The organism is Rahnella ecdela (assembly GCF_019049625.1).
Lineage (GTDB): Bacteria > Pseudomonadota > Gammaproteobacteria > Enterobacterales > Enterobacteriaceae > Rahnella > Rahnella ecdela.
Genome location: NZ_JAFMOY010000127.1, coordinates 63,351 through 84,093, shown reverse-complemented (window position 1 = coordinate 84,093; position 20,743 = coordinate 63,351). Strand labels below are relative to the sequence as shown.

General features: G+C 52.9%; 16 protein-coding genes, 6 tRNA genes and 2 pseudogenes. 13 read left to right on the top strand and 11 right to left on the bottom strand.

Annotated elements, in window-relative coordinates:
- Positions 1-95: 95 nt before the first annotated feature.
- On the bottom strand, positions 96-1,355 hold the full coding sequence (gene alaC / locus J1784_RS14050; protein WP_217149746.1) for an alanine transaminase: 1,260 nt from the start codon (positions 1,353-1,355) through the stop codon (positions 96-98).
- A gap of 142 nt (positions 1,356-1,497) precedes the next feature.
- A complete protein-coding gene (locus tag J1784_RS14045) occupies positions 1,498-2,034 on the bottom strand; it encodes a GNAT family N-acetyltransferase (protein WP_217149745.1) in 537 nt (178 codons plus the stop codon).
- A gap of 111 nt (positions 2,035-2,145) precedes the next feature.
- Between J1784_RS14045 and J1784_RS14040 the strand changes: the two genes are divergently transcribed.
- The 3 genes and pseudogenes from J1784_RS14040 to J1784_RS26895 form a co-directional block, all read left to right on the top strand.
- Positions 2,146-3,849: a sensor histidine kinase gene (locus J1784_RS14040; RefSeq protein ID WP_217149744.1), complete on the top strand. Its 1,704-nt coding sequence runs from the start codon at positions 2,146-2,148 to the stop codon at positions 3,847-3,849.
- 66 nt (positions 3,850-3,915) lie between these two features.
- A pseudogene (locus tag J1784_RS26900) lies at positions 3,916-4,267 on the top strand (response regulator); the annotation flags it as partial.
- Between the two features lie 92 nt (positions 4,268-4,359).
- Positions 4,360-4,686: pseudogene (locus tag J1784_RS26895) on the top strand (LytTR family DNA-binding domain-containing protein); the annotation flags it as partial.
- Between the two features lie 158 nt (positions 4,687-4,844).
- Here the strand turns inward: J1784_RS26895 and glk are convergent.
- Complete coding sequence (glk, locus tag J1784_RS14030) at positions 4,845-5,810, bottom strand: glucokinase (RefSeq protein WP_217149742.1); 966 nt, start codon at positions 5,808-5,810, stop codon at positions 4,845-4,847.
- Between the two features lie 325 nt (positions 5,811-6,135).
- Here glk and J1784_RS14025 point away from each other — a divergent pair, with 325 nt between their 5' ends.
- Positions 6,136-7,398 carry an ion channel protein gene (locus J1784_RS14025; RefSeq protein WP_217149741.1) on the top strand — a complete coding sequence of 421 codons (1,263 nt, stop codon included), beginning with the start codon at positions 6,136-6,138 and terminating at the stop codon, positions 7,396-7,398.
- On the opposite strand, the gene J1784_RS14020 is transcribed toward J1784_RS14025, so the two are convergent.
- Positions 7,395-8,093 (bottom strand): aspartate/glutamate racemase family protein, encoded by a 699-nt coding sequence (locus tag J1784_RS14020; protein WP_217149740.1) that lies wholly within the window; start codon positions 8,091-8,093, stop codon positions 7,395-7,397. The two genes, J1784_RS14025 and J1784_RS14020, sit on opposite strands and share 4 nt — an antisense overlap.
- A 105-nt stretch (positions 8,094-8,198) precedes the next feature.
- The gene (locus J1784_RS14015; protein WP_217149739.1) at positions 8,199-8,672 is read right to left on the bottom strand and encodes a multidrug/biocide efflux PACE transporter; all 474 of its coding nucleotides are present in this window, start codon (positions 8,670-8,672) and stop codon (positions 8,199-8,201) included.
- Between the two features lie 142 nt (positions 8,673-8,814).
- Between J1784_RS14015 and J1784_RS14010 the strand changes: the two genes are divergently transcribed.
- Positions 8,815-9,702 (top strand): LysR family transcriptional regulator, encoded by an 888-nt coding sequence (locus J1784_RS14010; protein WP_217149738.1) that lies wholly within the window; start codon positions 8,815-8,817, stop codon positions 9,700-9,702.
- Here the strand turns inward: J1784_RS14010 and J1784_RS14005 are convergent.
- Positions 9,691-11,349 carry an alpha-keto acid decarboxylase family protein gene (locus J1784_RS14005; protein WP_217149737.1) on the bottom strand — a complete coding sequence of 553 codons (1,659 nt, stop codon included), beginning with the start codon at positions 11,347-11,349 and terminating at the stop codon, positions 9,691-9,693. The two genes, J1784_RS14010 and J1784_RS14005, sit on opposite strands and share 12 nt — an antisense overlap.
- A 328-nt stretch (positions 11,350-11,677) precedes the next feature.
- Here J1784_RS14005 and mgrA point away from each other — a divergent pair, with 328 nt between their 5' ends.
- Both mgrA and J1784_RS13995 read left to right on the top strand, forming a co-directional pair.
- On the top strand, positions 11,678-12,667 hold the full coding sequence (gene mgrA, locus J1784_RS14000; RefSeq protein WP_217149736.1) for an L-glyceraldehyde 3-phosphate reductase: 990 nt from the start codon (positions 11,678-11,680) through the stop codon (positions 12,665-12,667).
- Positions 12,668-12,837: 170 nt separating this feature from the next.
- On the top strand, positions 12,838-13,266 hold the full coding sequence (locus tag J1784_RS13995; RefSeq protein WP_217149735.1) for a DUF2502 domain-containing protein: 429 nt from the start codon (positions 12,838-12,840) through the stop codon (positions 13,264-13,266).
- Between the two features lie 74 nt (positions 13,267-13,340).
- Here J1784_RS13995 and J1784_RS13990 read toward each other — a convergent pair whose 3' ends face one another.
- Complete coding sequence (locus tag J1784_RS13990; protein ID WP_217149734.1) at positions 13,341-14,570, bottom strand: Nramp family divalent metal transporter; 1,230 nt, start codon at positions 14,568-14,570, stop codon at positions 13,341-13,343.
- A gap of 415 nt (positions 14,571-14,985) precedes the next feature.
- On the opposite strand from J1784_RS13990, the gene J1784_RS13985 reads away from it, so the two are divergent.
- Positions 14,986-16,173, top strand: coding sequence for a NupC/NupG family nucleoside CNT transporter (locus tag J1784_RS13985; RefSeq protein ID WP_112290733.1), 1,188 nt, complete (start codon positions 14,986-14,988; stop codon positions 16,171-16,173).
- 145 nt (positions 16,174-16,318) lie between these two features.
- Here the strand turns inward: J1784_RS13985 and J1784_RS13980 are convergent.
- Together J1784_RS13980 and J1784_RS13975 are read right to left on the bottom strand one after the other, a co-directional pair.
- A tRNA-Ala gene (locus tag J1784_RS13980) sits at positions 16,319-16,394 on the bottom strand.
- Positions 16,395-16,466: 72 nt separating this feature from the next.
- Positions 16,467-16,542, bottom strand: a tRNA-Ala gene (locus tag J1784_RS13975).
- Between the two features lie 352 nt (positions 16,543-16,894).
- Between J1784_RS13975 and J1784_RS13970 the strand changes: the two genes are divergently transcribed.
- Positions 16,895-17,686, top strand: coding sequence for a formate/nitrite transporter family protein (locus J1784_RS13970; protein ID WP_217149733.1), 792 nt, complete (start codon positions 16,895-16,897; stop codon positions 17,684-17,686).
- An 89-nt stretch (positions 17,687-17,775) separates the two neighbouring features.
- On the opposite strand, the gene gltX is transcribed toward J1784_RS13970, so the two are convergent.
- Entirely contained in the window at positions 17,776-19,194 is a 1,419-nt protein-coding gene (gene gltX / locus J1784_RS13965; protein ID WP_217149732.1) for a glutamate--tRNA ligase, read from the bottom strand.
- Positions 19,195-19,457: 263 nt separating this feature from the next.
- Here gltX and J1784_RS13960 point away from each other — a divergent pair.
- The 4 genes from J1784_RS13960 (at position 19,458) to J1784_RS13945 (ending at position 19,857) form a co-directional block, all read left to right on the top strand.
- Positions 19,458-19,533, top strand: a tRNA-Val gene (locus J1784_RS13960).
- A 46-nt stretch (positions 19,534-19,579) separates the two neighbouring features.
- Positions 19,580-19,655, top strand: a tRNA-Val gene (locus tag J1784_RS13955).
- 43 nt (positions 19,656-19,698) lie between these two features.
- A tRNA-Val gene (locus J1784_RS13950) sits at positions 19,699-19,774 on the top strand.
- Positions 19,775-19,781: 7 nt separating this feature from the next.
- A tRNA-Lys gene (locus J1784_RS13945) sits at positions 19,782-19,857 on the top strand.
- Between the two features lie 66 nt (positions 19,858-19,923).
- Here J1784_RS13945 and eutC read toward each other — a convergent pair.
- Entirely contained in the window at positions 19,924-20,733 is an 810-nt protein-coding gene (gene eutC / locus J1784_RS13940) for an ethanolamine ammonia-lyase subunit EutC (RefSeq protein WP_217149731.1), read from the bottom strand.
- Positions 20,734-20,743: the final 10 nt, after the last annotated feature.

The window sequence follows — 20,743 nt, the reverse complement described above, 5'->3', positions numbered from 1 at the left end:
CAGACTTTGTGGACAGGCCGGGCGTGAAAGGTAAAGAAGTTAAAATATTGTTATAAAAAACCGGGCCGAAGCCCGGTCTGACTGACGGACGCGTTTTACGCGCTGGCGGTCGGATCCTGCTCCACCGGCGGTTCTCCCGCGGCTTTTTTCGGTGCCAGTAAACCGTCGGCACGGAACATCGCTTTGATGCCGCGCACGGCCTGGCGGATACGGTCCTGATTTTCGATCAGCGCGAAACGCACGTGCGTGTCGCCGTAATCACCAAAACCAATGCCCGGCGACACACAAACTTTGGCGTCCGCCAGCAGGCGTTTGGCGAATTCCAGTGAACCTAAATGCGCATACGCGGGCGGAATTTTAGCCCAGACATACATCGACGCTTTCGGGTTTTCCACCATCCAGCCCGCTTCATGCAGCCCACGCACCAGTACATTACGGCGCTGACGGTATTGTTCGGCAATGTCTTTCACACATTGCTGATCACCTTCCAGCGCGGCAATTGCGGCAACCTGTAACGGCGTGAAGGTTCCGTAATCGTGATAACTTTTGATACGCGCCAGCGCGCTGACCAGCTCCGGATTACCGACCATAAAACCGATGCGCCAGCCCGCCATATTGTAGCTTTTCGACAGGGTGAAGAATTCCACCGCGATATCTTTCGCACCCGGCACCTGCATGATCGACGGCGCTTTCCAGCCGTCATAAACGATGTCGGCATAAGCCAGATCATGAATAACCAGCACGTTGTACTGTTTCGCCAGCGCCACCACGCGTTCGAAGAAATCCAGCTCTACGCACTGCGCTGTCGGGTTGGACGGGAAGCCGAGGATCATCATTTTCGGACGCGGAATGGTTTCACGAATGGCTTTTTCCAGCTCAGCAAAGAAATCCACACCTTCTGTCAGCGGCACGGAACGCACCTGAGCACCGGCGATCACCGCGCCGTAAATGTGGATCGGATAACTTGGATTGGGCACCAGAACAGTATCACCGTGATCGAGGGTCGCCAGCATCAGATGCGCCAGACCCTCTTTCGAACCGATGGTAACGATAGCTTCGCTTTCAGGGTCGATCTCCACATGATAGCGGTCGGCATACCAGCGGGAAATTGCACGACGCAGGCGCGGAATGCCGCGTGATGTCGAATAGCCATGCGTGTCTTCGCGCTGCGCAACCTGCACCAGTTTTTCCACAATGTGTGGCGGTGTCGGGCCGTCAGGGTTGCCCATACTGAAATCAATAATGTCTTCCCCGCGATGGCGTGCGGCCATTTTCAGTTCAGCGGTGATGTTGAAAACATAAGGGGGAAGACGATCAATACGTGAAAAACGACGTGGTGAACTGGAATCAGCCATAATTTCCTCTGGATACGTAAGCGCCCGGACCGTCCGAGCGACGCTGGTCGCGTTGCGACCTTCAACGAACATAACGCAGAGAAATAGGGCTGTCGAGATACTGAGCAACATTTTTTACTGTGTCTGTTAACAACAGATTTGACTACGGGCGCGCATCGGTCGCCAGCAGCCCCAGCAGCCAGTCGTTTTTCCACTCGCCGCCAATCCGGTAACTGTCACGCAACCGCCCCTCCATCTGGAAACCGCATTTCTCCAGCACCCGGCGCGAACCGTCGTTGCCTTCGAGCACGTTGGCCTGCAGGCGATGGAAACCACAATGGTCAAAGGCGAAGTTCAGCACTTCACGCAAAGATTCCACCGCATAACCTTTGCGCTGATGCTCAGGGGCGAGAATAAAGCCGACTTCACCTTGTTTGTAAGGCCGCCAGTCAGGGAAAAATCCTGTCAGCCCCACGGCGGCGCCGGTTTCTTTTTCGCGGATCAGCAGACATAACCAGAAGTCGCAATAGCGATCCCAGTCGCCCAGACGCTGCTCAAAACGGGTGTGAACCAGTGCGGGCAGCTCGATATCGCCGATAAAGCGCATGACTTCCGGCGTCTGGTACAACCGCAAGAAAAATGCCCAGTCGTCAGCCTGGATGGGCTGCATAATCAGCCGCGGCGTTGATAACGAAATCATCTCGGTTGGCTCCCCTGTGTCTGCCGATGGTGAAAGTCTGACCTTTTACATATAATAACGGCTGAATCCATTTGGCGCGCTTATCTTGAGCGCGCAAAGAGTTAATCTGCCATGCCTCACATTTTCGATATGCTGCTGGCGGTCTTCGACCGTGCGGCGCTGATGCTTATTTGTCTGTTTTTCCTCACGCGTACTCCGCTGTTTCGTAAACTGCTGCATAAAGAAAATGAGAACCACACGCCCCTGGAGCTGACGGCGGTAACGGCCATTTTCTCACTGTTTGCGATTTTCGGTACGCTTTCCGGGATCAACGTCGAAGGCTCGCTGATTAACGTCCGTACCATCGCCATTATGTCTGGCGGGATCTTGTTCGGTCCGTGGGTCGGGATCATTACCGGCCTGATTTCGGGCACGCACCGTTTTCTTATCGACATTCACGGGCCGACGTCCATACCGTGTCTGATCACCAGTATCACCGCCGGTTTTCTTTCCGGCTACATCAATAAAAACGTCAAAAAAGCGCTGCACTGGAAAGTCGGGATCATCGCCGGGATGCTGTGTGAAACCCTGACGATGGTGTTAATTTTGCTGATGGCGCGACCATTTTCACTCGGGCTGGATATTGTCGTGAATATCGCCGCACCGCTGATACTCGGCGCCAGTTCCATCGGCCTGATAGTGTTGCTGGTGCAAAGCGTCGAAGATGAAAAAGAGGTCATCGCTGCGCGACAGGCGCGTCTGGCGCTGGATATCGCTAATAAAACGCTGCCCTATTTTCGCGATATTAATGCCAATTCCCTCGCCAGCATCTGTCGCATTATCCGCGAGGATATTGATGCCGATGCGGTGGCGATCACGGATACCAAAAACATTCTGGCGTACGTCGGCGTGGGCGCGGATGAATATAATATCGGCCATGAATCCCTGAGTGAGATGACCAAAGCCTCGCTGGAAAGCGGCGAAATCACGGTCAGGAACAATGATGAAATGGACCGCACGCCGCAGATCCACTCTCTGATTATTATTCCGCTGTGGGAAAAAGGCGAAGTAACCGGCTCGCTGAAAATCTATTATTGCGATCCGCATCGTATTACTTATTCGCTGAAAGTGATGGCCATCGGGCTGTCGCAAATTATGTCCACACAGATGGAAGTCTCGCGTACTGAACAGCTGCGCGAAATGGCCAATAAAGCCGAAATGCGGGCGTTACAGAGCAAGATAAACCCACATTTTCTGTTTAATGCGCTGAACGCGATTTCATCGTCAATTCGTGCCAGACCGGATGTGGCGCGTCAGCTGATCATCAATCTTTCCCGTTATCTGCGCTACAACCTGGAACTGAACGACGAGCTGATCGACCTGCGTAAAGAGCTGCATCAGGTGCAGGATTATATCGCCATCGAACAGGCACGGTTTGGCAGCAAACTGACGGTGATTTACGACATTGATGACGATATTTCAGTGAAAATCCCCAGCCTGCTGATCCAGCCGCTGGTGGAGAACGCCATTGTTCACGGTATTCAGAAATGCAGTGGCAAAGGCGTGGTGGTGATTTCAGTGAAGCATCAGGCTGAAGGGATTAAGGTCTCAGTGAAAGACACCGGCCACGGGATCAATCAGGAAACCATTGACCGCGTGGCGCGCAATGAAATGCCCGGCAATAAAATCGGTCTGCTGAATGTGCATCACCGCGTTTCGTTGTTATACGGGCAGGGTCTGGCCATCAGGCGACTGGAGCCGGGCACCGATATTTCTTTTGTGATTACCCACGCCCCTGCGAAAGTCACGGCGGCCGTACAGAGCCAGATTGCCTGATCCGCAGGGACGCTTATTTTGTTTTACCCGCCCGCATTTCGGGCCACCGCACCGGGAGATAATTCAGTGAAAGCAATTATCGTCGAAGATGAAGTACCGGCTCAGGAAGAGCTGAGTTATCTGATTAATACACACAGCAGCATTCAGGTCGAAGCGATATTTGACGACGGGCTGGACGTGCTTAAATATCTGCAATCACATGAAGTGGATGCAATTTTTCTCGATATCAGCATCCCGTCGCTCGACGGCGTTTTACTGGCGCAAAATATCAGTAAATTTGCCCATAAGCCTTATATCGTGTTCATCACCGCCTACAAAGAACATGCTGCCGAAGCCTTTGAAATCGAAGCGTTTGACTACATTCTCAAGCCCTATCACGAGTCGCGCATTGTCACCATGCTGCAAAAGCTGGAGTCACATTTTCGTCGTGATAAAGAACTGGCTGCTAAAGAGGCTGGTGATAAACAGGAAGGAAGCCAGCCGGTAGCGGGCAACACCCAGCGGGTCAGTCACAGCATTAATCTGATCAAAGACGAGCGAATTATCGTTACTGATATCAACGATATTTATTACGCCGCCGCGCAGGAAAAAGTGACGCAGGTATATACCCGCAAAGAAGAATTCACCATGCCGATGAACATCACTGAATTGTGCAACCGCCTGCCGGAGGAGCATTTTTTCCGCTGCCATCGCTCATATTGCGTGAATCTGTCGAAAATCCGCGAGATCGTGCCGTGGTTCAACAACACCTATATTTTGCGCTTAAGTGATTTGGATTTCGAAGTGCCGGTGAGCCGCAGCAAGGTGAAAGAATTCAGACAGTTAATGCGGTTTTGATGTCGGGCTCTTTAAAAATAAAAAGCCCGATACTTCCGCTAAGTCATTGGAGTTGCAGCAAGGCGGCAAGGGAGAAGCCCCCGATGAGCTGACTGATGTCAGTGATTCGGTTCTTCGAGCGCAGCCAACGCCGCTGCAGCTTCAAGGACGAAGGGGAATTAGATAGTCATACCGATCGACTGACGTAAGTACGCCCCTGCACCTAACAACCCTGGCTGATCGTGCGTGATCAGGAATACAGGTATATCCATCAGGTAATCTTTGAAACGGCCTTTGTCTTCAAACGCGGCGCGGAAACCGGACGCTTTGAAGAATTCGAGGAAGCGCGGAACGATGCCACCGGCGATGTAGACGCCGCCAAATGTCCCCATGTTTAGCGCCAGATTGCCGCCAAAACGGCCCATGATCACGCAGAATAATGACAGCGCGCGGCGGCAATCGACGTTTTCATCCGACAGCGCCAGTTCGGTCACGTCTTTTGGTTTAAGGTTTTCCGGCACACGCTTATCTGATTTCACGATGGCGCGATAAAGATTCACCAGCCCCGGACCGGACAGAATACGCTCGGCGGACACGTGCCCCATTTCTGTACGCAACTGCTCGAGAATAATGTCTTCTTCTTCGCTGTTCGGTGCAAAATCAACATGACCGCCCTCGCCCGGCAGGCTCAACCACTGCTTGTTGGCGTGGATCAGATGCGCGACACCCAGCCCGGTACCCGCGCCATAAATCACTGCCGGTTTGCCGTCCTGCGCTTTTTTACCGCCAAACTGCAAGAGATCTTCTTCTTTGAGCATCGGGATCGCCATCGAGACGGCAGTGAAATCGTTGATCACTTCCAGATGTTGCAGACCCAAACTTTTCTTCATTTCTGCAATGGAGAATGCCCAGGTGTGGTTAGTCATTGCCACCCAGTCGCCGGTAATAGGACAGGCAATGGCGATGCAGGCATCTTCAATCTCCTGCTTTTGCTCAGAGAGATACTCACGGACTGTGGCTTCGAGGCTGTCGTATTCCAGCCCGGAGAAGGTCTTCGCCTGCGAAATCTCGCCGCTGTCCAAAGCGCAAAGCGCCAGGCGGCAGTTGGTGCCCCCGACATCGCCCACCAGGGAGTATTTGGTCATGTTATTCTCCGCAAAAGTAAATTCGTTATGCTGCGCATCCGCGCCATCAAAGCTGCACTAAAGAGTACGCTGCCAGCCTCCCTGATGTAAGCTGTCATCATCAATTAAAGCGACTGGCGAAACCCCGCCCGTTGGGCAAAGTTTACAGTTTGGTGTGGGCAAAATAGCGGTAATTGCTATACGCTGCAACGCAGTTTTGAACCCGCGCACATTTATGCGGCACATCACACGAAATAATGTCGACAACCAGTAAACAGACTTTGCCAGGATTCATCTAAGCTATTAGGGCAAGCAAAGCGAAAACTATAAATAAGGAAATTCTTGCATGTTTCATCCCCGCGCCAGAATTATGCTGGCTTTCGCCCTGCCCGCAGTCATTATCGGGGTGCTTTCCAGCCTGATTCTGGTCTTTGTCATGATGATTGCCGGTGCGTTGCAAAACCTGCTGTGGGAACACATTCCCGAGGTTTTACAGATCAATACAGAGTCCGCCAGCTGGACATTATTTATGCTGACGCTGACCGGTGTCGGGGTCGGTGCACTGATCAAGTATATGCCAGGTCACGCGGGGCCGGATCCCGCCACGGAATCGCTGATCGGCGCGCCGGTGGCAGTGAATGCGTTGCCGGGTCTGGCGCTGGCGCTGATGCTCGGACTGGCCGGGGGAGTGAGCCTCGGGCCGGAACATCCGATTACGGTGATTAATATTGCGCTGGTGGCATGGATAGGTACGCGACTGATGCCCAAAGTGCCAACCACTGACTGGGTTATTCTGGCGGCTGCCGGTACCATCGGCGCACTGTTTGGCACACCGGTCGCGGCGGCGCTAATTTTCTCGCAAACGCTTGGCAATAATAAAGATGTGCAATTGTGGGATCGCCTGTTCGCACCTTTGCTTGCCGCAGGTGCCGGTGCGCTGACGACCGATCAGTTCTTCCAGCCGGATTTCTCACTCAGCATTCCATCTTATGACTCCTCCAGCCTGGCTGACATTTTCAGCGGTTCTGTCGTGGTGCTTATTGCTATCGCACTGGGAATGATCGCCGTTTGGCTGTTCCCGCACGTTCACCGCCTGTTCAATACGATCAAGAATCCGATATTGCGCCTCGGTCTTGGCGGTTTTGTGCTGGGTTTGCTGGCGCTGATCGGCGGAGAAATCACGCTGTTCAAAGGCCTCGATGAAATGAAAGAGCTGGCACATTCCAACCAGCTGTTTGAGATGGGGCCGCTGCTGGCGATCACGCTCACCAAACTCGCGGCGTTAGTGGTCGCTGCCGCCTGCGGTTTTCGTGGCGGACGTATTTTCCCGGCGGTATTTGTCGGGGTTTCACTCGGCCTGATGCTGCATCAGTACGCGCCCGACGTGCCCGCAGCAGTGACGGTTTCCTGTGCGGTAATGGGGATGGTGCTGGTGGTGACGCGCGATGGCTGGCTGAGTCTGTTTATGGCCGCTGCCGTGGTGCCGGGGCTAAAACTGCTGCCGTTGCTGTGCATCGTGATGCTGCCAGCCTGGCTGATGCTGGCCGGAAAGCCGCTGATGCAGGTTGCAAAACAGCGGCTGAATCGTCCCACATTGGAAGAAGATTAATCCTGCCCTAAAGCAAATTCCGCCGCCGCCAGCGCATGAATGGCGGTGGTGTCAAAGACCGGTACACTTGCGTCTTCTGCACCGACCAGCAGGGTAATTTCGGTACAGCCGAGAATAATGCCTTCAACCCCCTGCTGTTCTAATTTGCCAATAATCCGGCGATATTCCTCGCGGGAATCATCCTTAATCATGCCCAGACACAGCTCTTCATAAATGATGCGGTGAACGGTCGCCCGGTCGGCCTCATCCGGGGTCACCACGTCAATCTGATGTTTATCCTGCAAACGTCCGCGATAGAAATCCTGTTCCATCGTAAAACGCGTGCCGAGCAAGCCGATTTTGCGCAGCCCCTGCCCGGTGATTTTTTCTGCTGTCGCATCAGCGATATGCAACAGCGGCAGGCCGCTGATACGTTCGATATCGTCCGCCACTTTATGCATGGTGTTGGTACATACGACGATGACATCCGCGCCTGCACGCGCCAGTGAGTTTGCGGCGTTACCGAGAATTTCGCCCGCCTGCTGCCAGTCACCGGCCATTTGCAGCTTTTCGATTTCATAAAAATCGACGCTGTAGAGAAACAGTTTGGCCGAATGCAGGCCGCCGAGTTGCTGTTTCACGTGCTCATTGATCATTCGGTAATACGGCACCGTAGATTCCCAGCTCATGCCACCAATCAGTCCTAACGTTTTCATCTTTACGCCCTGTATTTTTCCGGATGGCAGAACCATAACCGACAAAAAGGCCGCCGACAAAGAAAATGTCAGCGGCCTTTTTTATGCAGCTTGCAGCCTTGCGAATTAGTGTTTAGCCGGGCAATCTTCTGTGGCCATACGACGGTTCATCCAGCGCTGACGCAGCGTGTCGTACACCCAGTTGTACACCACGGTATACGGCAGGAAGAACAGGAAGAACCCGATCTCCAGCATAAAGGCGTCTAGCAGGCCAATACCCAACCACATCGCGGCAATCGGCAGACCCATCATGATGAACCCGCCTTCGAAGCCCAGCGCGTGCGCCACGCGGATTTTAAATGTCCGTACCACGCGGGAAACCGGCCAAAATTTATCGAACAGGCTGTTGTAGACGATGTTCCAGACCATCGCTGTCGTCGATAACATGATGGCCAGTGCGCCCATTTCCCAGACCGGTTTGTTCAGCGCCCAGGCTGCGGCAGGTGCTGAAATCAGAACAGCGAGGGTTTCAAAACCTACCGCATGGAAGATGCGTTCGCCGAACGTTTTCTGAGAGATATTCCGTGTTTGCTTAGACATAAAAACCTGCCTGATTCCTGATTATTGTTACGTTAACTTCTAAGTGACGGCTGTCACAGGCAGTCATTATCATCACTAAATAAGATAGGTTAAAGATAGAAAGTATCGATAAAATAGATGGATTGAAATCACAGGAAACCTTATGCGCTACTCCCCCGAAGCCCTGATAGCGTTTGTCGAAGCCGCCGATGCCGGATCGTTTTCGGCGGCGGCGCGCAAACTGCGCAAAAGTCAGTCCACCGTCAGCACGGCGATTGCCAATCTGGAAGTGGATTTAGGCGTTACATTATTTGACCGCAAGAGCCGCCATCCGGTGCTGACACCTGCCGGGCAGCGCGTGCTGAGCCACGTTCAGGCGATTCTGGCCGCCAGCGAACGGCTCGACGAACTGGCAGTGCGGTTATCGACGCAGGTAGAAACCCGCCTGACGTTTGTGCTTTCCGATACCTATCAGCCGACCCATCACGAGGCGCTGCTGCGTCGCTTTGAACGCCGGTATCCGGACATCGAATTTGAATGTCAGATTGCTGAAGATCAGGACGTAATCGACCTGTTGCAGTCGGGGCGCGCGCATATCGGCATGGTGGAAGTTCAGGCAAGTTATCCGCCGGATATTGGCGTGGCACGTTTGCCGGAACAAACAGATATGTCGATATTTTGCAGCCGTGAACATCCGCTGGCAAAAATGACGGAGTTACAACCCGAGCAACTGAACACCTTTCGCCAGCTCTGTCTGCAACCTTACAGCCGACGGGAGATGCCCCGGGCGCAGGGGCAAATCTGGTCAGCGCCCAGTTATCTGATGCTGCTGGAAATGGCGGAACAGGGATTTGGCTGGGCAACGCTGCCCCACTGGCTGGTGAAGCAGTTCGGACATGACAAACTGGTCAGCGTGCCACTGCGCGGCTGGCCTAAGCAGATTTCGGTGGATGCGGTGTGGAGCAAGAACAATCAGCCCGGTCCGGCGGGTTGCTGGTTCATCGACCAGCTGATGGAACCGCCGTCACCGGAAACCGATTTACTGCCCTGAGTTACGCTTCGCCAGTGATTTCGTCACTGAATTCAGCAACTCAGGAATATCCATTTTCGGCAAAATAACTTCTATCCAGGCCATCTGCCGCCGGGCGGTGGCCTTTTCAATCGCGTCTTTCAGCGCCTGCGGCGAATCGGCCCGTGCGCTGAACACTTCTTTGCCGCCAAATGCCGCAGGGAACTGCGTCCAGTTCCACTGCGCAATATCGTTGTAGCGCTGGGTCTCTCCGTGGATTGCCCGCTCGACGGTATAACCGTCGTTATTAATCACGAAAATAATCGGCGGAAGTCCATAACGGATGGCGGCGCCTAATCCCTGAAGTGTCAGCTGCGCGGATCCGTCGCCGATCAGTAACACCACGCGGCGATCCGGTACGGCAATCTGCACACCAAATGCGGCGGGCAGCGTGAAGCCGATGGATCCCCATAAAGGCTGGACGACGAACTGGCAATCTTGCGGCAAATTCAGCGCTGCTGCGCCAAAACAGGCGGTGCCCTGCTCGGCAACCAGCACGTCGCCCGGTTGCAGGAAATCCTGTATCTGTTGCCAGAAGGCATATTGCCCGAGGCTGGTGTCGTGCGACAAAGGCAACGTATTGCGTTTCACGGCGTAAGGCGTCTTACCACAGCCCAGTTCGGCGGTAAGGCGGTGCATCACGCTGACCGTTTTTTCGAGCGGAAGCTGATGGAAAATCTGGTCGCCCACGCGGGCAAAAAAGGGCTGAAGGTCGATACATTTTCCGGCCGGAAGCTGCTGGGTAAATCCGGCGGTGATGGTGTCGGTGAATTTCACGCCGACCGTGATCACCACATCCGCCCCTTCAATCGCTTCTCTGGTCGACGGCGCACTGGCGGCGCCCGAGTAAGTCCCGGCAAAATGTGCCTGCTGTTCGTTGAATAAACCTTTGCCCATCAGCAGCGTTGAATGCGCCAGTGGCACGTCTTCCATCCATTGTTCCAGCGCCTTTTTCACTTTGAAACGGTCAGCCAGAAAATCTGCCAGTAATGAAACGCGTTGGGCACCCCGCAATTGTTTTTCAGCGGCGGCAACAAAAGCTTCGAGAGAAGAAGGCGAGAAAGGCGGCTGTCTGGCGGACAACGGATGCGCCCGGGTGCTGACCGCCAGTGCGGCGACGTCGCTGGGCAGTAACAGATAACCCGGACGCGAGGTGGTCATCACCTCTTCGATTACGCGGTCGATTTCGGCCAGCGCATTCTCCGGCGTCAGCGAAGCCTGCGCCACACTGACCTGTTCTGACATCCGCATAAAGTGGCAAAATTCGCCATCGCCCAGCGTGTGATGCAGTAACTCACCTTTGCGCTGTGACGCCAGCGCCGGTGCGCCCACAATATGCACCACCGGCACATATTCGGCGTAACTGCCCGCAATGCCGTTCAGCGCACTCAACTCGCCGACGCCAAAGGTGGTCAGCAATGCCGCAATCCCTTTGATGCGCGCATAGCCGTCCGCGCCATAAGCGGCATTTAATTCATTGGTGCAGCCAATCCAGGTGATTTGCTGATGACTGATGACGCTGTCGAGAAATTTCAGGTTGTAATCACCCGGCACGCCAAACAATTCGTAGATCCCGCTAAATGACAAGCGATCTAAGAGATAGTCACCTACTGTGTATTCATTTTCCATGACGATCCTCTGTTAAAAATCAGACAAACAGTTAATCCCACTAACTGAAGTATTACTCCAAAAATGGGAATAGGACATTTGTTATGCGAAATAAAGCATGGAAACGCAGAGTTACAGCTCTGCACCGGATTAACGCAGGGGATTTTATTCAGCAGTTACGGTAATACGCAGCAAGAATAGTCACGGTAATCAATAGCCCTGAACTTAAGGATTGTTCCGGATGTGATCTGAATAGCTGGAAATGCTTGTGAAAGCGCATACACTAAAACCGCTTTTCTATGACATTTATAACCTTCTGTTCACTCCTGAATTTATTATAAGGACTCACATGGTGTATCAAGCCAGTCCAAATCGTTACGAGAATATGGAATACCGTCGCTGTGGCCAGAGCGGTTTGAAACTGCCTGTCGTTTCACTCGGTCTGTGGCATAACTTCGGCGATAACGCCCATTTTGAGAATGGCCGGAAACTGCTCCGCCATGCTTTCGACCACGGGATCACCCATTTCGACCTCGCCAATAACTACGGCCCTCCTCCGGGATCTGCGGAACAACATTTTGGCCGCATCCTGCAGGAAGATTTGCTGCCTTATCGCGATGAGCTGATTATCTCTTCCAAAGCCGGTTACACCATGTGGGACGGGCCTTATGGTGACTGGGGTTCGAAAAAATATCTGGTGGCCAGCCTGAACCAGAGCCTGAAACGTATGGGTCTGGAATATGTGGATATTTTCTACCACCACCGCCCTGATCCGGACACACCGCTGGAAGAAACCATGGCAGCGCTGGATTTAATTGTGCGCCAGGGCAAAGCGCTGTACGTCGGCTTATCGAATTATCCTGCCGATCGCGCCAAAAAAGCGTTCGAAATTCTGAAAGATCTCGGCACGCCATGCCTTATCCATCAGCCGAAATATTCTATGTTTGAGCGCTGGGTTGAGGCGAGTCTGCTGGATACGCTTGCGGATAACGGCGTCGGCTCTATCGCTTTCTCGCCACTGGCGGGCGGTGTGCTGACGGACCGTTATCTGGCGGGTATTCCGCAAGATTCACGTGCCGCCAGCGACAGTAAATTCCTGACTACCGATCAGCTGACCGAAGAAAAGCTGGAGAAGGTGCGTAAGCTCAATGAGATTGCGCAGGCGCGCGGTCAGAAGCTTTCGCAGATGGCCCTGGCGTGGGTTCTTCGCGGTGACCGCGTGACCTCAGTGCTGATTGGTGCCAGTAAAACCAGCCAGATTGATGATGCGGTGGGCATGGTTGCCAACCGTCAGTTCAGCGCAGAAGAGCTGGCGGCGATCGAAGGTATTTTAGTGTAAACGCTTACCTGGCTGAGTAAAAAACGCGCCTTTATGGAGGAAACGTAAGGTATCCGTTAAGGCGCGTAAATCATTCAAAACAGGATTGTAAGCAATAGAATGACGCCCCTCTTCCGCTTATAACTGTCAGCATAATTTATAAGAAGTTATAAGAGGCTCAGGAGGCACTTATGCTAAAGCCAATATTACTGGGAACGTTGTTGTTCGCCTTGCTCCCTGCCGCGGCACCTGCCGTGCAGGCCAGCAGCTTCAGTCTGAATACTCCGGGTCTTTCTATCAATATCGGTGACCGCGACCGTCGTGGTAATTACTGGGATGGATATGACTGGCGCGATCCTGGCTGGTGGAATAGCTATCGCGGTCACCATTATGGATATCGTGGCCCGCGTGGACATTACTGGGACGGTTACCGCTGGCGCGATCAGGGCTGGTGGGATCAACGTCATCCGCCGCGTCGTCCGATGCCACCGCCGCCACGTTACTATCATGGCGATCACGGGCGTCCGCATTATGACCACGGACGTGATCACGGACATGACCGGGGGCACGGTCGCGGGCACGATGATCATCATGGCGGGCATGGCGATCATCACCACTGAATACCGGAATAACACCAACGAAAACGGGACAGCGCAAACTGTCCCGTTTTTTTTCCATCCGCATTAACTCTGCGTTATTTGAGCATGCCGATCAGCAGATAGAGATTCAGACTGACGACAATCAGTACAATCAGCCGCCCCGCCCACTGTACCGTTTTGGTGTTGACCATATCGCCCATCAGGCTGCGGTTGCCGGTAAAGGCCAGCAGCGGTAAAAGCGCCAGCGCAATCCCGAAGCTCAGCAATACCTGACTCATCACCAGAATGCGCGTCGCATCTAATCCCATCAGAATCACAATAAATGACGGCATCATGGTCACTGTACGGCGCACCCACAGTGGAATGTAGAATTTCACAAAGCCCTGCATGACGACCTGTCCGGCCAGCGTGCCGACGACGGTCGAAGATAAACCGGCAGCGACCAGGCTCAGACCAAAAGTAGTGGCAGCCGCGTGACCTAGCAAGGGTTGGAGAGTGAGATAGGCTTCATCGAGTTCGCTTATTCCGCTGTGTCCGCTGAAATGGAACGCTGCGGCAGCTGTCGCCATCATCGCCAGATTCACAAAACCGGCGATGGTCATGGCGATGCCGACATCCAGTTTGGTGGCAGAATATCGCTGCGCTTTAGATGCCTTGCCGCCCCGCTGAGTCAGTGAAGAGTGCAGATAAATGACATGCGGCATGATGGTCGCACCGAGAACACCGGCGGCCAGATAGACAGAATCTGCGGTTGGCAGCGACGGGATCAGCATCCCTTTGCCGAGCGCCAGCATACTTGGCTGCGAGAAGAACAATTCGACAATATAAGCCGCTGCGACAAACAGCAGCAGACCGGCGATCACCAGCTCCAGCGGCTTTTGCCCGCGTTTTTGCAATCCGAGAATAATAAAAGTAGCGATACCGGTCAGCACCGCACCCTGCAACAGGGAAACACCAAGGAGTAATTTGAAGCCGATCGCCGCACCGATAAATTCAGCGAGATCGGTGGCCATCGCGATGATTTCCGCCTGCACCCAGTAAGCCCAGACGGCAGGACGCGGGAAACGATCGCGGATATGTTCGGCGAGATTCTTGCTGGTGGCGATACCCAGTTTGGCAGAGAGCAACTGGATCAGCATCGCCATGATGTTGGCCCAGACCACCACCCACAGCAACTGGTAGCCATAGGAAGCACCGGCCTGAATGTTCGTCGCAAAGTTGCCCGGATCGATGTAACCGATGGCGGCAATGAAAGCTGGCCCCATCAGTGAAAGTTTCATCTTTCTGGCGGCGCGGCCTGTAGATTCGGCCCTGCTGTTGAGCATATTCTGTTAACCCTTACTATTGTTACGCTTACATCAATCATATCCAACTGATAATGATTATCAAGTGCATTTAGAAAGATCTGAGTGATGGCTCTGATAGGCAGTAGCAGTAAGCGGCAAGGTGATAACTGAGAGGTTATTCGCTGGTCAGCTTATGAAAGCAAATCGCAGCGCACTTTCCAAAAACAGACATTAACTGGCCAGATTTAGAACGCATTACGGCACATTGTAAAATTAGCATAAGAATGCCAATTGTGCTTAGTTTTCTTAACATCTTGATTTTTTGTGTGATGGCCGACGATTTGTTGCAATTCGTGTCTGTAATTTCTATATTTGCTATCGACTTCACGTTTTAAATGTACGCGTTACATAAAATGTCCGTCGAAATATAGCCTGCCTCTAATTTGGAGCACCCATGTCCCGAATATTGCACTTTGTATTAGCGTTGGCCGTTGTCGCTGCACTCGCTTTACTGGTGAGCCGTGACCGGAAGAATATCCGTTTACGTTTCATTGTTCAGCTCTTGGTCATCGAAGTCTTATTAGCCTATTTCTTCCTGAATTCTTCTATAGGTTTAGGTTTTGTGAAAGGCTTCTCAGACTTGTTTGAGAAATTATTAGGATTCGCTGCGGAAGGGACCGGCTTCGTATTTGGAGGCATGAGCGATAAAGGATTAGCGTTCTTCTTCTTGAAAGTCTTGTGTCCGATCGTGTTTATCTCTGCACTGATCGGTATTTTACAGCACATTCGCGTACTGCCTTTCGTCATCCGTATTATCGGTACGGTTCTGTCGAAAATTAATGGCATGGGAAAGCTGGAATCTTTCAACGCCATCAGCTCCCTGATTTTGGGTCAGTCAGAAAACTTTATCGCGTATAAAGATATTCTGAGCAAAATGTCTGAAAAACGTATGTACACCATGGCAGCCACAGCAATGTCGACGGTTTCTATGTCGATTGTGGGTGCGTACATGACCATGCTGGAACCGCGCTTCGTTGTTGCTGCGCTTGTGCTCAACATGTTCAGTACCTTCATCGTACTGTCGTTAATCAACCCTTATAAAGTTGATTCAGAAGAAGACCTGCAAATCGGTAACACGCACCAGGGTCAGAGCTTCTTTGAAATGCTGGGTGAATACATCCTGGCCGGTTTCAAAGTGGCTATCATCGTTGCAGCCATGTTGATTGGTTTCATCGCACTGATTTCCTGCCTGAATGCGTTGTTCGACGTCGTATTCGGCATCAGCTTCCAGGGCGTGCTGGGTTATGTCTTCTATCCATTCGCATGGATGATGGGCGTACCGAGCCACGAAGCCTTGCAAGTCGGCAGCATCATGGCAACCAAACTGGTTTCCAATGAATTCGTTGCCATGCTGGACCTGCAGAAAGTCGCGACCGAACTGTCACCACGCGGCGTGGGCATCTTGTCCGTGTTCCTGGTGTCTTTCGCAAACTTCTCTTCTATCGGTATCGTTGCCGGCGCTATCAAAGGCCTGAACGAACACCAGGGCAACGTGGTTTCACGCTTCGGCCTGAAACTGCTGTACGGCTCAACGCTGGTCAGCGTGTTGTCTGCTTCTATCGCGGGTCTGGTACTGGCGTAAGTAAGCAAGCTACAGAACGACAAAGAAACCCGCTTCGGCGGGTTTTTTTATGCCTGCGATCCAGTGCTGCTCAACAGATAGGAGGAGGGAGAAATGACAAACCTCAGAAAGCAAAAAACCCGCCGAAGCGGGTTTCTTTAATATTTGGTGGAGATAAGCGGGATCGAACCGCTGACCTCTTGCATGCCATGCAAGCGCTCTCCCAGCTGAGCTATACCCCCACACGAGGTCGTACACATTTTCTATTAGTTTCCTTTGGGAAGGAAACAGCCAACTTACTCTGGAAAGGAAGTTGGTGGAGATAAGCGGGATCGAACCGCTGACCTCTTGCATGCCATGCAAGCGCTCTCCCAGCTGAGCTATACCCCCAATTCACGCCCGTAAAAACGGGTGAACGGGGCGCATAATATGAAACGTCGCTACCCCTGTCAACGGCTAAATCCGTTTCTCAATTCAAGCGCTGAAAAAGCCGCCAAATACCCCATTTTGCAGGGAAAAAACCTCTGCCCTGACGGAAATTTTTGGTGTGATGCATTGTTTTACAATTTGCCCCTCAGCCCGCATTTTCTCTAGCTTTCTGATCTCGCTAAGCATTTTCTTAACATCTATGTCTGAATGATTAATGGAATGTTAGCAGACTATGAAAATCGTCTTGTTTTGAGATAATTCTCAGAATAGACTGCTCGCGCAATAATCATAACTTACTACTTCGAGCAATCTCATGTCCTTGTATTCACCTAAAGAAATCGCATCCATCGCTGTCACGGCGGGCGTTAATAAAAGCCATGCTTCCGTGTTGAATTTGTTAATTTTGGGCTTTCTGGCTGGCGCGTTCATCGCCACCGGTTTCCTGCTGGATTTGCACGTAATAGGGACGTTACCTGCATCCTGGGGATCATTTAGCAACTTACTGGGCGCGGCTGTCTTCCCGGTAGGTATTATTCTGACCGTGTTAGCAGGGGGAGAGCTGCTGACCGGTAACATGATGACCTTACCTATCGCCTGGTTCGCGCGTCAGATAAGCCTTTACGCTGTTTTGCGTAACTGGTTCTGGGTGACCATCGCTAACCTGCTGGGCAGCCTGGCAGTGGCCTATTTCTTCGGTCACGTTCTCGGTCTGACGGAAGGTGCCTTCCTGAGCAAAACCGTGGCAACCGCCACCGCGAAAGTGAACGCTGATTTCATGCACGCGTTTATTTCCGGTATCGGCTGTAACTGGCTGGTGTGTCTGGCAATCTGGCTGGCCTTCGCCAGTAAAGAAGTCGGCGGAAAAGTGATTGGTATGTGGTTCCCGGTCATGGCATTCGTGGCGATCGGCTTCCAGCACGTGGTGGCAAATATGTTCATCGTACCAGCAGCTATTTTTGCCGGTGCGCTGAGCTGGTCTCAGTATTTCCCGAATTTCGCGGCAGTATTCCTCGGTAACGCAGTGGGCGGCGCTGGCTTTGTAGGACTGATGTACTTCCTCGCCTACCGCCCGACCGCACAGGCACCCGCAACTGAACAACGTTAATTAAGACGTTTTTCACGCGAGCGTTTCGCAGAAAGCAAAAAAGCCAGCCGGTTTCCCGCGCTGGCTTTTTTATCGCTATCTGACGGCGATTACTGAGCTTGTGTTTCACGCTCAGCAATAAAGGCTAACGCCATATCGATACGCGCCAGCACACGGCTCTGACCGATAGCATGAACGGTGACATCCACGCCCGGAGACTGGCCAGCGCCTGTTACCGCAACGCGCAGTGGCATACCCACTTTGCCCATACCGACTTCCAGCTCATCCGCTGTGCCCTGAATGGTGTGATGAATGTTTTCTGCAGTCCAGTCAGTGATGGCAGCGAGTTTGGCGCGCACCACTTCCAGCGGCTGACGTGCAACCGGGCGTAAGTGTTTTTTCGCCGCATCGGCATCAAACTCAGCAAAATCTTCGTAAAAGTAACGGCAGGACTCTGCCATCTCTTTCAGCGTCTTGCAGCGCTCGCCCAGCAGGGTCACGATTTCAAACAGCTGCGGACCGTTACGGGTTTCGATCCCGGCCTGCTCAACATGCCACAACAGATGAGTCGCCACATACTGCGGATCCATCGTATTGATGTAGTGGTGGTTCAGCCATTGCAGTTTTTCAGTGTTGAACGCACTGGCAGATTTGCTGACGTTATCCAGTGAGAACAGCGCTTTCATTTCGTCACGGCTGAAAATTTCCTGATCGCCATGAGACCAGCCCAGACGTACCAGATAGTTCAGCAGCGCTTCAGGCAGATAACCGTCATCGCGATATTGCATCACGCCGACCGCACCATGACGTTTAGACAGTTTTTTACCGTCGTCACCCAGAATCATAGAAACGTGCGCGTAAACCGGTACCGGTGCGCCCAGCGCTTTCAGTATGTTGATCTGACGCGGAGTGTTGTTGATATGGTCTTCGCCACGGATCACGTGAGTGATTTCCATATCCCAGTCATCAACCACAACACAGAAGTTATAGGTCGGAGAACCGTCGGTACGACGGATGATCAGATCGTCCAGCTCATCATTGCTGAATTCGATAGGACCACGGATCTGGTCGTCAAAGATGACTGACCCTTCCTGCGGGTTACGAAAACGCACCACGCATGGCTCATCCGCAGCATGATGTTCGTGGCTGTCGCGGCAACGACCGTCATAACGAGGCTTCTCGTTATTGGCCATTTGTTCTTCGCGCAGCGCTTCCAGACGTTCTTTAGAGCAATAGCATTTATACGCGGTGCCGTTTTCCAGCATTTCATCAATCACTGCGTTGTAGCGGTCAAAACGTTTGGTCTGGAAATACGGGCCTTCATCCCAGTCCAGATTCAGCCAGTTCATGCCATCCATAATCGCGTCGATTGCTTCCTGGGTCGAACGCTCGAGATCAGTATCTTCGATACGCAGCACAAACTCGCCGCCCAGATTGCGGGCAAAGAGCCAGGAATAAAGCGCGGTACGGGCGCCACCGACGTGCAGATAGCCGGTCGGGCTTGGGGCAAAACGGGTTTTGATTTTCATCTGGGTGCAACCTTAATAACGCAACGCCGGAAAACGTCGCTATCAATTAACAAAAAGTGGCTGACATTCTACCACTCTGCCCTGATTCCTCAACGCACAACCAGAGGCAGTCGCAGGGTTTAAGGCCATGAATGCGTAAAGAATCGGCTACGCGGGCGAGAAACGCGTCATGTTGTCTAAAAATAAGCCGAACGATCATTTTTGTTTTTAAAAAGCGTTGACGTAATTTCAAGTATCCCTATAATGCGACTCCATCACGACGGGGGCGATTAGCTCAGTTGGTAGAGCATCTCCTTTACACGGAGGGGGTCGGCGGTTCGAGCCCGTCATCGCCCACCACTCTTTAAGAGTGCCGCGTTGTGATAAGTAAGAAGAATTGAGAAATGGGCGATTAGCTCAGTTGGTAGAGCATCTCCTTTACACGGAGGGGGTCGGCGGTTCGAGCCCGTCATCGCCCACCATTTCTCAGCAAGTTTCTTCTTACATGGGGAAGTACCCAGAAGTGGGCGATTAGCTCAGTTGGTAGAGCATCTCCTTTACACGGAGGGGGTCGGCGGTTCGAGCCCGTCATCGCCCACCACTTCTGCGGGCCGTTAGCTCAGTTGGTAGAGCAGTTGACTTTTAATCAATTGGTCGCTGGTTCGAATCCAGCACGGCCCACCAATTCAGAGAAAAGCGCCTTTAGGCGCTTTTTTCGCATCTGTACTCCGGTAACCCTTTTCTCTCCCCCTATTCCAACTTAAACATCGGCACGACTTTATTGTGCAGCGCTGTGTTATCACTTTCATCCTTCAGATTCACCCCTGACAATTTGCGCTGGAATGATTGTTCGAGCAGCCACGCCAGTTTAAAAGCCGCCTGCGGATAGTTCAGCCCTTCCGGACGCACATTCGAAATACAATTTCGCTCCGATTCCAGTCTTTTGGTATGCGGTCCCCAGGTCATATAAATCCCTAAACTGTCGGGCGATGACAATCCCGGCCGCTCGCCGATCAAAATCGCCACGGCTCTGGCTTTCATCGCCTGCGCAATATCATCGCCCAGCGCCACCCTCGACTGATGCGCCAGCACCACAGGACCCAATTTCAGCTCCAGCGTGCGCAGATACGGCATTAACGCCGCAATCAGCGGCACGGCCTGCCGGTGTACGGCTTTCGATGACAGACCGTCAGCAATCACCAGCACCACGTCGGCGGGTTCTGCCTTCAGCCGCTGCAATGCCTGACGGCTGCTTTCGGATAGTTTGCGCCCGAGATCTGGGCGGCACAGATAAGTCGCTCTGTCCGGTGCCGCGCTGGCGACCGTCAGGGTTTCCAGCCCGAGCGCAAAAAGTTCCGGTTCGAGCGACTGACTGTCAAAAGGCTGATGTACCGCATCACGCGCCTGCGCATGCGCTAAACCGAAGCGTAACAACTCGCCCGTGGGCAAACTCGACCCGGTGCGACCCAGCGCGATACGCGCGGCGGTAAACTGACGCAGCGTCTCCCACGGGTTGTTATGCACCAGCGGTGATAATCCCTGCCCTTTTTCTTTATTCATCAGCAAAGAC